Annotated in this window: 15 protein-coding genes; 13 read left to right on the top strand and 2 right to left on the bottom strand. The window is 38.3% G+C overall.

Going from position 1 to position 14,629, the window contains the following annotated elements; genetic code table 11:
- Window positions 1-56 precede the first annotated feature (56 nt).
- The 5 genes from BMY21_RS16125 (at window position 57) to BMY21_RS02870 (ending at window position 5,193) form a co-directional block, all read left to right on the top strand.
- A complete protein-coding gene (locus tag BMY21_RS16125) occupies window positions 57-176 on the top strand; it encodes an HD domain-containing phosphohydrolase (protein WP_369665163.1) in 120 nt (39 codons plus the stop codon).
- A gap of 139 nt (window positions 177-315) precedes the next feature.
- Entirely contained in the window at window positions 316-1,242 is a 927-nt protein-coding gene (locus tag BMY21_RS02885) for a ribonuclease Z (RefSeq protein ID WP_074640712.1), read from the top strand.
- Between the two features lie 33 nt (window positions 1,243-1,275).
- On the top strand, window positions 1,276-2,019 hold the full coding sequence (locus BMY21_RS02880; protein ID WP_074640710.1) for an ABC transporter ATP-binding protein: 744 nt from the start codon (window positions 1,276-1,278) through the stop codon (window positions 2,017-2,019).
- The gene (locus BMY21_RS02875) at window positions 2,019-4,277 is read left to right on the top strand and encodes a GldG family protein (RefSeq protein WP_074640709.1); all 2,259 of its coding nucleotides are present in this window, start codon (window positions 2,019-2,021) and stop codon (window positions 4,275-4,277) included. Before BMY21_RS02880 ends, BMY21_RS02875 begins: the two co-directional genes overlap by 1 nt.
- The gene (locus BMY21_RS02870; protein ID WP_074640707.1) at window positions 4,258-5,193 is read left to right on the top strand and encodes a DUF4340 domain-containing protein; all 936 of its coding nucleotides are present in this window, start codon (window positions 4,258-4,260) and stop codon (window positions 5,191-5,193) included. The genes BMY21_RS02875 and BMY21_RS02870 overlap by 20 nt, the downstream gene beginning before the upstream one ends.
- Here BMY21_RS02870 and BMY21_RS02865 read toward each other — a convergent pair.
- Complete coding sequence (locus BMY21_RS02865; RefSeq protein WP_083379645.1) at window positions 5,163-5,825, bottom strand: CPBP family intramembrane glutamic endopeptidase; 663 nt, start codon at window positions 5,823-5,825, stop codon at window positions 5,163-5,165. The two genes, BMY21_RS02870 and BMY21_RS02865, sit on opposite strands and share 31 nt — an antisense overlap.
- A 91-nt stretch (window positions 5,826-5,916) precedes the next feature.
- Between BMY21_RS02865 and BMY21_RS02860 the strand changes: the two genes are divergently transcribed.
- Genes BMY21_RS02860 through BMY21_RS02825 form a run of 8 tightly spaced genes read left to right on the top strand, consistent with a single transcriptional unit; the run spans window position 5,917 to window position 13,518 of the window.
- Window positions 5,917-7,161, top strand: coding sequence for a flagellar brake protein (locus BMY21_RS02860; RefSeq protein WP_143064151.1), 1,245 nt, complete (start codon window positions 5,917-5,919; stop codon window positions 7,159-7,161).
- A 28-nt stretch (window positions 7,162-7,189) separates the two neighbouring features.
- On the top strand, window positions 7,190-8,362 hold the full coding sequence (locus BMY21_RS02855) for a HEAT repeat domain-containing protein (RefSeq protein ID WP_074640702.1): 1,173 nt from the start codon (window positions 7,190-7,192) through the stop codon (window positions 8,360-8,362).
- Window positions 8,353-9,639: a ComEC/Rec2 family competence protein gene (locus BMY21_RS02850; protein ID WP_074640700.1), complete on the top strand. Its 1,287-nt coding sequence runs from the start codon at window positions 8,353-8,355 to the stop codon at window positions 9,637-9,639. The genes BMY21_RS02855 and BMY21_RS02850 overlap by 10 nt, the downstream gene beginning before the upstream one ends.
- 1 nt (window position 9,640) lies before the next feature.
- Window positions 9,641-10,501 carry a 16S rRNA (adenine(1518)-N(6)/adenine(1519)-N(6))-dimethyltransferase RsmA gene (rsmA, locus tag BMY21_RS02845; RefSeq protein ID WP_074640699.1) on the top strand — a complete coding sequence of 287 codons (861 nt, stop codon included), beginning with the start codon at window positions 9,641-9,643 and terminating at the stop codon, window positions 10,499-10,501.
- A complete protein-coding gene (locus BMY21_RS02840) occupies window positions 10,498-11,220 on the top strand; it encodes a YggS family pyridoxal phosphate-dependent enzyme (protein WP_074640697.1) in 723 nt (240 codons plus the stop codon). Before rsmA ends, BMY21_RS02840 begins: the two co-directional genes overlap by 4 nt.
- A complete protein-coding gene (locus tag BMY21_RS02835; RefSeq protein WP_074640695.1) occupies window positions 11,217-11,723 on the top strand; it encodes a DUF8521 domain-containing protein in 507 nt (168 codons plus the stop codon). Before BMY21_RS02840 ends, BMY21_RS02835 begins: the two co-directional genes overlap by 4 nt.
- On the top strand, window positions 11,723-12,787 hold the full coding sequence (locus tag BMY21_RS02830; RefSeq protein ID WP_074640694.1) for an RluA family pseudouridine synthase: 1,065 nt from the start codon (window positions 11,723-11,725) through the stop codon (window positions 12,785-12,787). The genes BMY21_RS02835 and BMY21_RS02830 overlap by 1 nt, the downstream gene beginning before the upstream one ends.
- Window positions 12,784-13,518, top strand: coding sequence for a pseudouridine synthase (locus BMY21_RS02825; RefSeq protein WP_074640692.1), 735 nt, complete (start codon window positions 12,784-12,786; stop codon window positions 13,516-13,518). The genes BMY21_RS02830 and BMY21_RS02825 overlap by 4 nt, the downstream gene beginning before the upstream one ends.
- Before the next feature lie 116 nt (window positions 13,519-13,634).
- Here BMY21_RS02825 and BMY21_RS02820 read toward each other — a convergent pair whose 3' ends face one another.
- Window positions 13,635-14,567: a hypothetical protein gene (locus BMY21_RS02820; protein WP_074640690.1), complete on the bottom strand. Its 933-nt coding sequence runs from the start codon at window positions 14,565-14,567 to the stop codon at window positions 13,635-13,637.
- Between the last annotated feature and the right edge of the window lie 62 nt (window positions 14,568-14,629).

Here is a 14,629-nt window from a genome sequence, read left to right as displayed (position 1 = left end):
CAGAAGTTAAGAACTCAATATAAAATTAAGATCACTCAACTGCAGGCAAACAGATTATGGCCCGTATCATGGCAGTTGCAGATGTTTTTGATGCACTGTCATCTCCACGTGTTTACAAACCCGCATTCTCCCTCGAAAAATCCATCGAAATCATCCAGCAAGGCAACGGCACCTAGTTTGATCCGAAATGCGTAGAGGTCTTTCTTGAATCGCTTGATGAGGTTAGGGAAGTACTGAGGATGTATAATTCGGAAGTATAGGATAATTTTTCTAAACTGTTTTATTTTTCCTTAATTTCTGATATTATACACAATTATGAACATGGAAGCTTTTATTCTGGGCTGCGGGGGAATGCAGCCTTTACCATATAGACATTTGACTTCGGTGCTGCTGCGCCGCGAGGGAAACCTTTTTCTTTTTGATGGTGGAGAGGGAACACAGGTAAGCCTTAAACGACTGAATCTCAAATGGAAAAAAATCGACGCCATCTTTGTTTCTCATACACATGCTGATCATGTAACAGGACTTCCTGGTATTCTTATGCTTTCTTCTCAGGTTGATAGAACTGAACCTCTTTACATTTACGGACCTCCAAAAATCAAGGAATACATTGAAACAAGCCGAAAGGTTCTGGATATGTATATCAACTATCCGATAGTTGTAAAGGAAATCACCGCGCCATGTATTGTTCACTCTGGTAAAGATTTTTATATCCGCGCCTTTCCTCTGGAACACACAAAAACCTGCGTAGGTTATACACTCGAAGAAGCAGACCGTCCTGGAGAGTTCTTCCCGGATAAGGCTCGCGAACTTGGAGTTCCTTGCGGACCTCTCTGGTCTGATTTACAGAAGGGTTTTGAAGTTACTACACCAGACGGAAAAACTGTCAAACCGGAAGAGGTTATGGGTAAAAAACGCAGTGGACGTAAGTTCTCTTTTGTAACTGATACACTTTTCAAGCCTTCTATTATTGATGAAGTTCGCGGTTCTGACCTTCTTATCTGCGAAGGAATGTTTGAAGCAGAACTTGAAGATCAGGCTAAAGAGAAAAAACATATGACAGCAGTTCAGGCTGCTACAATTGCAAAAGAAGCTGATGTCCGCCGCATGTGTATGATTCACTATAGTCCACGCTACACAGACAAGGAACTTCAGAAGCTGCTGGACGAAGCTCAGGCAGTATGGCCAAAAGCTGAACTCTCACGCGACCGAATGCATATAGATATTCCATTTATTGACTAGATTCCGAATCAAGTTCGGGATGACATTAGATTTATGATTGAACTGAACAGCTTTTCAAAAAGCTATAAAGTAAAAAACGGTTTCGCAGTTAAAGATGTTTCCCTTAAGATTAAAGACGGGGAAATTACAGGTCTCTTAGGCCCAAATGGTTCTGGAAAGACAACACTTATTAAGGCTGTTTGCGGCTTTCATTTTCCTACAGAAGGAAATATTACAATTACAGCCCCAGACCAAACCCGTTTTACCACAGATGAAAATCCTGAATTATGCATGAAATACATCGGCTATGTGCCTGAGATTCCATTACTCCCAAAAGATATGCTGGTGAGTGAATTCCTTCGTTATGCAGCAGAAGCCCATGGTATTCCTGAAGAGAAAATTGAAGAAGCCTGTAGTTTGGTAATCAAAGAATGCACTCTTGAAAAGTTTCTAAACAAAAAGATTCGAACACTTTCAAAAGGTCAGCAGCAGAGAGTAAGTTTTGCTCAGGCAATCATACACAACCCGCCGAACTTGATTCTCGATGAACCTGTAAGCGGTCTTGATCCGGCACAGATAATTCAGATGCGCGAGCTGATTCAACGACTTGCAAAGACTAAGGCAGTACTTATGTCTACACATATTCTGCAGGAAGTACGTTCTCTTTGTTCTGATATTTATATATTGAGCAGCGGCCATATAACAGCACAAGGAACAGAAGAAGAAATCTCTAAATCAGCCGGAACAAAAACTCTTGAAGAAGCGTTTATAAAACTGACACAAGGAGAAGCATTGTGATGAAGCAATCTACATTCAAAAGTTTTCTCCTTCATAATTTAATAAACAGCTTAAAGTCACCGGCTTTTGTGATTATCTCAATTCTGTTTCCGGTAATTACAGCAATAAATTATTTTATCCGCGGACAGTTTTTTACAGGCAGCGGCACTACAGATTTAGTTCTTTTCTTTTCTGCCGTTCCATACCTTTGTATCATTGCCATTCCTGCACTCTGCTATAAACTTAGTTTTTCAGTTTATGATGATTTTATTCCGCTCACAGAGCTCAGCAAACAGACAGCAGTTTTTTTGACTCGTCTTATTCTTTTTTGTATTCAGCTTCTGCTTCTGATTCCTGCAGTCCTTCTTGTAAATCTTTATGGAAAAACAGATGGCGGACAAGTTTTTACCAGTTTCATATGTCTGATATTTTTTGGAGCCGCAGTAATTGCATTATGCAGTTTTATACAGACTACAGTTGCAAATAAAATCTCAAGCCTTATTATCAGTGCTTTAATTCTTGTGATTTTTAATACAGCACATCTTTTTGCACTGTATGTACAGCTGCCTTCATTTCTCGTTTCCTTTTTCAGACTGCTGAGTTTTGCCTGGCATTTTGATGCTGCCGGAAAAGGTATTTTCGATACAAGAGACATTTTATGGCTTGCAGGCAGTGCAGCGCTTTTCATCTTTTTAAGTGATTCAGTTGTTCAGATTAAAAAGGGCAGACGATTCAATACATCTCTAAAAATCAAACATATACTGCTTCCAGTTATCTGTCTGCTTACAATGCTCAACGCAAACCGCTGGTATACAAGAATTGATTTTTCTCAGAACAGAACCTATTCAATTTCAAAATATTCAAAGGCCCTTATAAGCCGCGTTGAAAGCCCGGTTAAGATAACTTACTACCGTTCGTCAGCAATCGCTAGAGTTTATCCTCAGATTCGTGATGTAGCTGATTTCCTTACAGAATACGCAGCACAAAGTAATAAAATAAATCTGATTATTAAAGATCCAGATAAGGATGCTAACATCCGTTCTATGCTCGAAACTTACGGAATTGCAAGTCAGCAGCTTCGAACTGTAAGCGGAACTTCAACAGAGTATCTTACAGTTTATTCTGCAATCGTAATTGAATACGAGGGCAATGCAGAAACAATTCCTTTTACAATGGCTGCAAATACTCTTGAATATGATTTGGATGGACGCCTCCGTCATCTTATTTCAGGAACAGCCCGTACTGTAAATATTATTGCAGGAAACGGACTGACACTTTCAGATGATTACTCTTATGTAATTCCATGGCTTTCTTCACAGGGATTTATTTGTAATCCGCTGTATATTGAAGACCCGGCATTTGCTGAAAATCTTGCATCAGCTAATGGGCCGCTTCTTGTATTCGGAGACAGTGAAATAAAAATTGAAGAAGCAATTGCAATTGAAGATTATATTTTAAGCGGTAAGGGCAGTGCACTTTTAGCAATTAGTCCTTATGTTGCAGATATTGAAAACAGCTGGTACATTACTGCCGCTCCACGGACAAATCTTATTGAAATGGTTGAAAACTGGGGTATCCGTTTTCCGGCACAAATAACATCAGATATTTCCTGTGCACGAATTACAATGTATGCAGACGACAATAATTCTACACAGCTTTTAAATTATCCGTTGTGGCCAGTCCTTATGCAGCAGAAAAATGCTCCACTTGGAATTACATTATTCTGGGTAACTCCACTTGAACTTGATTCTGAAAACAAGACTGTTTCTCCATATTTACTGAGTTCTTCGGCAGCCACTGGATATGACGAAGATAAATCCAGTCCTGAAAAGCTGTTTGAAACAAATCCTTTCCTGCTTGCAGAAAACGGAGGCTCAGGCTTTTCAGGAGCTGGTACAGACCGTGGAACAAAGATTCTGGGAGCAGAAATCCAGGGTAATCTGGAAGGGCTTTTCAATGCAGAACATTCAGAAAACTCTCACATTATAGTTATTCCAGACCAGTACTTTGCAAGTACACTTATGAACGGCTATATCGGTGGAGATTCAGGAGACTACAGAAACTTTGAATTCCTTACAAACGTTCTATTAAAACTTAATGGGGAAGAAGAACTGGCAGCACTACAAAGCCGTACTACAAGAGATACAAGCCTTTATAAGGTGACAGATGCAGTTCAATTTAACACATTGCGTCTGATTACCTACATAATTCTATTTGTAATAATTCCACTTTTACTCATCGCAGTTGGGGTATTTTTTAATGTTAAACGCCAGAAATAGCTCAAAAATCAATAAAAATTCAAAAATACTCATCGCTGTTACAGCATTTCTTGTAATTCTTTATTCTCTCTCTTTTGTAAAAAGCTGTTCATCTCAAGATAAAAGAGAGAAGGTAAAAACAGCCCTTGTAAATCAAAAATACAAAGACAGCATCAACTCAATTATCCTGCAGGATTCAACCGGCTCTATAGAATTCACTAAACAGGAAGATTTCTGGATCATTACCAGTAATAACAATCAGATTTCAATTCCTGCTTCATCGGAGCATATAAATAATCTTCTGAATGAACTTACAAAAGTTCGTAACTTGTATAAAATATCAGACAAAATCTCTAAAAACAGTTCTTTGGGACTCACAAACGGCACTGAATTTCACCTTCGTTACAGTTACAGTAATGAAGGTAGTTATAGGGAACTCCTTTTCGGTAACCAGGATTTTTCTTTAAGTTCCCGCTATATGATGAGTGGAGAAAATACAAAAATCTATGAAATCGATTCCTCGCTGGATGTTTATCTGACAACCTCAGTTCAAAGCTGGTCAGATCCAAATATTATTTCATCTGAAATTCTTCCAACAAATGACATTCAGCAGGCATTACTGTTTATTAAAGATAATTCAGAAGGGCCAAAATCAAATAAAATCTCAAACCTAAACAAACTTCTTGAATTGCGTCATGGTGGACTTTTATCAGAATCAGAATATCAGAATCTAAATGATACAAATGCTTCTGCAAATATAGAAATTGAAATCGGAAACAAGAGCAGTATTTCGCTTGAAATATTCCCGTCAGACAATGAAAGTGTCTATTTTGTAAAAACCAGATACTTCAAGCCTGACTCAAAATCAGCATTCTATATTTCGTATTCAAAAATCAGCAGCTGGACTTATAACAAAATCAAAGAAACCACATTATAAATAAAATGAGAAACTACACACGGCCAGAGTTTACCTGTGTGTAAATAACATCTTCTTAAAAAGATGTGAGCAATGGCTGCATTTAAAACAGCAATCCAGCCCATATAAAAATGTGCACAAGCAAAGATTACAAGACCTGCAATTTCACATAACAATCTGCTGAAACGGAAAACTTTCTTTCTGGTAATCAGAGAAAAAAGCATATCTATAAAATAAAAGCGGTATAACACCTCTTCATAAAATGCACCAGTCAGGAATAAGATGAGGCAATTCATCCACTTTATAAAACTGTCTGGTTTTAAAACTATTCCAGCTTCGTACATGCCGGAATCAATTCCTTTTGACTTTAAAAATTCAGATAGAAATCTGCAGAAAAGTGAAACAGAAAAAAGCATTCCGTATGTAATTAGAACAGGAGCTATAATTAAAGTTTTTTTGTTCTGTTTTTCATAATAGAAAAAAAGAATTACGATACATAATACCGCCAGCAAAGTCTGATACCAGGGAAAACCCCAGCCATTAAAGAGCGGACTTGTATTTTTGTCCATTGAAACAAAGAAAGGAGGTACAATAAATAAGAAAAAAATAAGCAAAAAAACTGCTATATCCGATAATAAAGTATGCTTTTTCATATAATTTGTGTTATAATGATATTATAATAAAAAAGAGGGAATTTTGTACACAGTTACGTTTTTAATAATTTTAGTAATTATTCTGGCAATAATGGGTGCTGTTTATACAGCTTTCAAACCACGTATCAATTTCTTTATTACGGGGTTAGACTCCGGCTTTTCTTTTCCTGAAATTTCAATGCTCTGGAATGCTGCAGAATTATGTAATCTTGAACAGCCAACTTCACTTTTTTATTCCCTTCCTTCACTTACAAAATGCATGACCCAGATTTCAAACATTACCAGTGCAGATAATAATCAGAAAAATCAGCTTTTAATGACAAAGCTTTTTAATTACCGTACTAAGATTCAGAATGAAGCTGATGAGAAAAAAGGAATGACAACAACTCATTCCCTTGATAAAGGACAGCCTCTCCGAATTATTCTTCCTGGTAAAGGTGTATTTGTTTCTGAGATTGTAGGAAACGGAAACTTTCTTGTAATAAATGTTCCACGTCAGAAAAACCTTATTCCATTTACCGGTGAAGACTGGGTAGGCAAGGTAATCAGTGTTTATTTATGGCGTAAGGGAGATGCCCGTTATGTTTTTGATACAACAGTAACACAGAGTGGACTCTTCCTTGGTAAATCTGCATTATTCCTTAAACATTCTTCAAATCTAGTTCGTACACAAAAGCGTAAGGCTGTCCGTGTAAAGTGTCAGATTTACGGAATGCTTTATATTATCAAAAAAGAAAAGATTGATATCAATGCAATTGAAACTCAGAACGGTTTCCGTTGTTTAATTGAGGATATATCTGAAGCTGGCGCTCTTATCAGAATTGGAGGTAAGGGTGTACAGAATGTAAAAATTAAGCTTCAGTTTAATATTCAGAACAAGCTGATTCTTATGGTTGGTATTGTAAGAACAGTTGAGTTTAATGAGGAACAGAATCAGTCGCTGCTGCATTTTGAGTGTACACATATTGAAACCTCAATGCGTAATGAAGTATTGAAGTTTGTTTACAATATGATGCCTGAGAATGAAAAGGAAGTTATGGAGGCTCTTGAGCAGACAGAAGATGATGAAAAAGAAGCTCTGGAACAGGCACAAGAAAATGCTGACAAACCTGAGAATGCAGAGAAATCAGAGAATCCAGAAGGCACAGTAGAGGAAAATAAACCTTCTGAAAATGAAACTGAAGCTGCAGTTGCGACTGAAACAAATGAAATTGCACAAGATCTTGCAGAAGCAACAGGCAGAAGTATTTCTACATCAGAAACACAGGATTCAAAACCAAAATCTGATTCTTCTGATGATATTCCAAATAAAGCAGACGAAATAAATGTCTTTTAATCAGGATTGAGGTATAAGAGGTGAGATTATGAAAAGAATTATAAGTCTAATTATTTTAGGAACCGTAACTTTTACACTCTTTGCACAGACAAGTAAAATTAAATTTATTAAGGGAAATTTAGCTGATAAGACAGCAGCAGTTCGTGAAGCAAAGGGAGCTGAATCAGACTGGATATCTGAAAAGGCAGTTGCGTTCTGTCTTGAAAATAAGGAAACCCTTGGAAATGACAGAGATCTCGATGGACTTGCTGTAGCAGCAGTTTTATCTTATTCTCCAGAAACTGTAAAAAAACAGACAGATACTCAAAAGCAGATTCTTACTGATAATTTTATTTCTCTGTTTACAGAATTCAACAAAAGCAGCACAGTTCAGATTGCCGTAATTTCAAAGATAGTTGCTCTTAAAGACTGTATTCCAACATTTTCTTTTACAGCACTTCTTAACAGTTATCTGAAAACTACAGAAATAAAGAGTGCAGACAGCGGAGTTTTTAAAGCCTGTATTTCTGCACTTGAATCTATTGGAAATGAAGAATCCTTTAAAATTTTATACGCTTTCTTATATGATAATTCTTACAGTGCGTATAAAAAGGAAATCGAAAAGACAACAATAGCACTTATTCCAAATGCAATGGAAGAAGTGTTAAAACTCATAAACAGCTCAGATATGAAGAAGGTTGTTGCTATATTTGAGCTTTCACAAAAAAATTCTCAAATTTCCAAAAAAAATCTCTGTGAAATTGCCGAAAATGTTCTAAGTGAGTCTATATTATTAGTAGAAAATTCTTCGGGAACTTCTTCAGAGAATATCAATGTTCAGCTTACTGCACTTAATATTTTAAGTGAGAATAACTGGACTCGCGCCTCGTCAACAGCGCTTTCTTACTTTGCACTTTCAAAAAAGCTGTATGAGAAAAAGAATATGAATGAAGAACAGTTTAAGACTGTAATTACCTCGCTCAGAAATATTTCTCCGCTTGATGCTGTTTCTCCGTTAATCAGTTACCTTGAAGAATTGAATGGCCGGACCGAAAATGGAAGCGCAGTTGCTTCTGAAATCGTACTGGCTGTAATCAATACTTTAGGTGCTATTGGCGACAAGGCTGCATTTGATTCACTGCTTGCTGTAACTTATCTTAATTATGAGGAATCGGTTCTGACTGCTGCCAGAGAAGCACTGTCAGGACTCAGATGGCAGTAAACAGTTCATTAAATTATTTTAAGAAACCTGTATTCCTTTCAGCACTTATTTGCGTTTTTATTTTCTATTCGGGATTATTTAATATCCCGGATAGAACAGCTCCACGCGCTCTGATTAAAACAGAACAAATCACAGAAATCACTGGAATAATTCTTTCATCTCCTTCAAGAACCGGAAACGGCTCATACTACAGTGCAACCTTCTCATTAGAAAAAGCCGCAGACGCCCGCAATTTCCAGTCCACAGCAAAGGGCCGAGTGAAGATAATGTTACCAGCTGAGTTCGCAGAAGCATATTCTCCAGGCAAATTATTTTCTGATTCACAGAAGAAGCACAGCGGCCAGGCATTTCTGTACGAAGCGGGCGGTCACTGTACCTTCCGTGGTCGTCTCACAAACAATGTATTCTACATCCGCGAATGCACCGCGTACGAGTGGCCTTCATCGTGGCGGGGCCGCCTCCAGCATCTCCGCGCCCTTTGCCGCCTTCACTTCAAACGCTTAATGTATGGCTGGGGCAGTGGAGGCGGCCTTCTCCTGGCGCTCCTCTGCGGGGCCCGCGAATATACTGAACCGTCGACACAGGAAGCTTTCCGCCGCGCCGGTCTTTCCCATATACTGGCACTCTCCGGGATGCATCTTTCAATGTTTTCTGCAATTGCACTGTTTTTCGGTAATAAAGCCGGCATCAGAAAACTTACCTTTATCCTTCGAATCTCAGCACTTTTTGGCTTTGTCTGGTTCGCAGGTTTTTCTCCATCTCTGTCGAGAGCCTTTATATGTTCACTGCTTACAATTGCAGCAACAATAGCCGGTGCTAAAAAGCCTGATTTACTTTCAATTCTATGCTTTTCATTTTTATTACAAAGCGCATTATGTCCTCAGGATATTCACAGTTCAGCATTTATTTTATCGTACGGAGCATTAGCCGGAATCCTGTTAAGTGCAAATCTGTTCAAACGTTTTTATTCAATGTTCTGTCCAAAGGCAATTGCATCTTCTTTATCTGCAGCCACAGGCGCACAAACCTTTACTGCACCAATTTCACTCAAACTCTTTGGCGCGTTCAGTCCGATTGGAATTGTTTCTGCAACAGTAGTTTCACCATTTGTAACAGTTTTTATTTACAGCGGACTTCTTCTTATTCTACTGAGCCTTATATTTCCAATCCTTTCAAAACCTAGTGGAATTTTTATAAATTTACAGTATACTGTCATTACTTACATTGTGAATTTATTTTCCAATGTACCAAACTTTTGTCTTAAAAGCGGAGTCTAAATTGAAGCATCCTGACTACAATTCACCAGCTGAACTCAAACAAGTACTGGATATAAACGGCTTTTCCATGCAAAAAAAATTCGGACAGAATTTTTTGATAAATGAAGATGCCCGAAAACGACTTGTAGATGCTCTGGAAGTTGGAGAAGGAATCAAGGTTTGGGAAGTAGGTCCTGGCCTTGGTGCAATGACAAACACAATTCTTGAACGCGGATCTGACCTTACTGTATTTGAAATCGACCGCGGATTTGCTTCTCTTATCAGTCAGTTTTTTGAAGACTATTCAGCAAAGAATACATTCCATATTGTAGAAGGAGATGTCCTTAAAACCTGGAAGGGACAGTTTGAAAAAGCAGGGCAGCCAGACCGCTTCTTTGGAAATCTCCCATACAATATTGCCGCAACAATTATCGCAGATACAATCGAAAATAACGTACGTTTTGAACGCTGTGTATTTACAGTTCAAAAAGAAGTTGCACAGAGAATGTGCGCAAAACCGGGCAGTGCAGACTATTCATCTTTTTCTGCTTTGTGCCAGTGGGCTTATGATGTAAAACCTTTACTTGATCTTTCAGGCGGAAACTTCTGGCCAAAACCAAATGTAGATTCACGTGCAGTTGTATTTACTAAAAAGGCTGATTTCCCTTGCTGTAAAAATCCTGCGTTGTTTGTAAAAATGCAGAGAGCACTTTTCAGTTCACGCCGTAAGACAGTCCGCAATAATCTTTCTCAGTTCTTAAAAAACAATGACCTTGCCGTAAGCTGTCTTGAAAAAGCTGGTATTGATATTATGAAACGAGCTGAGGTTCTTTCACTCGATGAGCTTCTTAGACTTTCAGATGTAATCGAAGGTGAAAAATGAGTGAACTAATTTGCATCAAAGATAATCTTGAAAAAATCAGAAACAGAATAGAACAGGCAGAAACAAAGGCCGGACGTCCACAGGGGGCTGTAAAACTGATGGCCGTCAGTAAGTTTCATCCTGCAGGAGCTGTAGTCGAAGCTTTTGAAGCCGGACAGTTATTATTCGGCGAAAACCGTGTACAGGAAGCTTCAGAAAAATTTCCTCCGCTTATTGCACAACACCCGGAAATTAAAGTTCAGATGATTGGACAGCTTCAATCTAACAAAGTAAAAAAAGCAGTTGAGTTTGCTTCATGTATTCAGTCTGTAGACCGCATTGATCTGCTTAAAGAAATTGAAAAGCAGTGCGCAAAGCTTAACCGCAATATCGAAATTCTTTTTGAATATCATACTGGAGAAGAATCAAAATCCGGCTATACAACAGAAAAAGCACTTCGTGAATCAATAGAAGCAATCATCAATGGAGATTTCCCGCATGTAATTCCCAAGGGATTTATGACAATGGCTCCTTTTACAGAGGATGAAGCTTTAATCAGAAAATCTTTTATAACATTAAGAGAGCTTTCTGAACGCCTGCGTAAGGATTATCAAAGTCTTTCACTTACAGAACTTTCAATGGGAATGTCTGGCGATTTTGAAATTGCAATAGAAGAAGGATCAACACTTGTTAGAGTTGGTACTGCAATTTTTGGAGAAAGGGATTACAGTAAATCATGAAAAAAAAGCTTATAGCAAAAATTCTGATTTTCTCTTTACTTTTGAATACAGCTTTACCTGTATTTTCAGAAGATACTACTCCAAAACCATATGAAGATGATGAACTTCCTCAGACCTTAAAGGATATCCGCCGGTTTGAGATCATTACTATAGGTGCACTTCCTTTTGTAACTCTTGATGCGACCCTTGCTTATTCAACCTATCGATATGCTAAAAATGATTTTGCAGAAGAATACAAACCAGATATTTTCTCAAGTTCTTCTTTTTCCAAAGATGAACAGAAAGGAATTATTCTTACTTCACTTGGAATCTGTGTTGGTATTGGCTTAACAGATTTAATTGTTCAGATTGTAAGAAGAAATTCAAAGAAGAAAAAGCAACAGGTAAATTATGATGATATAGCTGTTGTTCCTATTTCTGAAGATGAAGATGCACAGGTAATTCCTATGCCTTCTGATTTTAGAAATGATGATTCTGATGATGTTGTGGAGATTGAAGAATAATGCCTTTTTTCAGTGCAAAAGTTCCACAGGATTTTCCTGAACAGCAACGTCTCGATAAATTCATAGCATCACTCCCAAACGGTATGAACCGCTCAAAACTGAAAAGCGGTGTGACTGAAATTCTTGTAAACGGAAAAAAAGTTAAGCTTTCACAAAAGGTAAAAGCAGGCGACCAGATAGACATACAATGGGAAGACAACATCCCTGATAACATAGATCCAGAAAATATTCCGCTTGAGATTCTTTATGAAGATGATAATGTTACGGTCGTTAATAAAGCACAGGGAATGGTAACTCATCCAGCCTGCGGAAACTGGACTGGAACTCTCGTAAACGCGCTTTTGTATCACTGGGGCCGCCAGTCTGTTGAACAGCTTAAGGAAGGAAGCGCTGCAGAGATTCTTGAGCGCCGCCGCCCTGGCATTGTTCACCGTCTCGATAAGGAAACCTCTGGAATTATTATCACCGCTAAAAACCGTGATAGCGAAGAGTTCTTACAAAAGCAGTTTAAAGACAAATCTCTTCAAAAAGAATATATCTGCATCTGCTGTGGAAGACCTCCTGCACGAACAGGAGACATCCGAACTCAAATTATCCGCGATCCTAAAAACCGCCACCGCTTTAAAGCTGTTACAGATACAGAAGATGGTAAGTTCGCACGAACCTTGTACCACTGCATTGCCTGCTACGGTAATTATTCTCTTATGCGTATCCGCCTTAAGACTGGCCGTACTCATCAAATTCGTGTACATATGAAATATCTTGGCTGCCCGATTCTTGGAGACGGTGTTTACAACAAACCGGATTCAAAATTCCCGAATGCAACACTTATGCTGCATTCAGTTCAGTTGAAAATTAAACTGCCTGGCGCGGGTAAGGCCGGAGAGGCGGCTGTTCCCTGTGATTACCATACATTCCGCACACCAACGCCATCGCGCTTTATCGAAATTGAAAAGAAGCTTCGGAAGATGTTTGATCGCACCGTCATTGCGAGCAACCGCACCGTCCTTGCCAGCAACCGCACCGTCATTGCGAGCGAAGCGAAGCAATCTGTTAAAAAATGAACATAGAAATCATACACAAACCGACAGCCGAAAAACCGTTTCTCATAATTTACAAACCAAAAGGTTTGCCGTCAGCTCCGCTGAACTCTGAAGATACTCAGAACGCGCTGTCCCAGGCGATTGCGATGTTTCCGGAGATTAAGACAGTTTGCGGTAAAAAGGCAATTGAGTACGGGCTTTTGCACCGCCTCGATACGGCTACAAACGGGCTTATGGTTATTGCGGCTTCTCAGGAATGTTATGATTTTCTGATTTCCGAACAGCAGGCCGGCCGCTTTATCAAAACCTATTCTGCAGAATGTGATATAATAAAAGACAACGCAGAAAGGTTAGGGGGATTTCCACCAGATATCCCTTCAGAAAAAACTGATACATCTGAATCACTTATCACCGCAACTTCATATTTCCGTCCATACGGAGAAGGCAGAAAAGAAGTACGTCCTGTAACAGAAAAATCAGGAAAAGCAGCCCTATCAAAACTTGGAAAATCTAAACTCTATACAACAAAAATTGAAATCTCAAAACTTTCTGATACACGCGCCAGAGCCATCTGCGAAATCACCGAAGGCTATCGCCATCAGGTTCGCTGTCATTTAGCCTGGGCAGGCTATCCGGTTATCGGAGACCAGCTGTATAATTCAGACAAAAAAAAAGCAGAAAACCTTTTGTTTTCTGCAACTAAAATCTCTTTTGAGTACCCGAGAGGAGACTTGAATTGCTACAAGATTTAAGTGTGTGAAAAACAACTACACAGATAGCAGAATGTACTATAAGTGTAGATAATCATTTTGTCAAGAAAATTATCTATGGTTATCTGTAAAAATGAATGAGTAGCCTTTAATTGCTATCACATTTGCTCACACAGGCTTTGTATAATATTTCTCATTTTATAATCTTGATTAAATAACGGAATTGAACAGACCGCATCTCGTAATGATGTGTTATCAAATATCTTTACAAGATTTAGTGGCATATTCTGAATATATTCATCAGAGAGAACATCAGAAACAAGCAGATACTCTCTTCCTACAAGTTTTTTAATATTTTCAGTTATCTTATTTCTGTTTAATTTTGAATCTACTCCAAACCAAGACGCATAGCGAACTATTTCTGTACTTGTTATATGCAGATTAAAACTTGATGCACAAAGAAAATATTCTGTAATCGGAATATTTGTTCCGTGTGACTGTTCAATCAACGCCAATGCGATCTCACCACAATCTTTTTTTATAGCTGTAAGTAATAAAGCGCGACAAGAACGGTCTAAGAATATTTTATCTTTATGAAAATATCTTAATTTAAGAATGACATTTACAGCCTTCCGCCAATTCCCTTCCCAAAGATGTCTTTCAAGTCCGTGATAAAGCAACATCAGATAACTTATGTCTGTATGCTCATATGGATTTTGAAGAAACTTTAAGTATTCGCCTTTTTGTTGTGGGTCTAAGTCATAATACATTACATCTAATAAAGGTTCGTCTGCAGAATCGGAGAACTCGACAGGCTCACTTGTGAAAATCATACTCGGCTCTAAATAGCCAGGGATTGTAAACTCCAAAGTGACCGATTCTGTTTCAATTTTGTTTACAAACTGTTTAGGGTCTATGTTTTTTACAGGGCTATCCGCAAACCAAATTAATCCTCTTAAATCTTCGTGAAAGTGTATACTCTGAACTTGGATTCCACTCTCATCTGTTGTCGGAACTTTTATTACTGCCAAATCAGTACAATCGATTGTTTCAACCGCAGATTCTCTTAATCTAAATCCCGAATAAATCATAAAAACTCCTAAAATTGTTGGTATACCAAGCGGTATACCCAGTTAAGGTTAGGTAAGTATAG

Origin of the sequence: Treponema bryantii (genome assembly GCF_900111035.1) — a bacterium.
In the GTDB taxonomy this organism is placed as follows: Bacteria; Spirochaetota; Spirochaetia; order Treponematales; family Treponemataceae; genus Treponema_D; species Treponema_D bryantii_C.
This window is presented reverse-complemented; position numbering and strand designations above follow the sequence as displayed.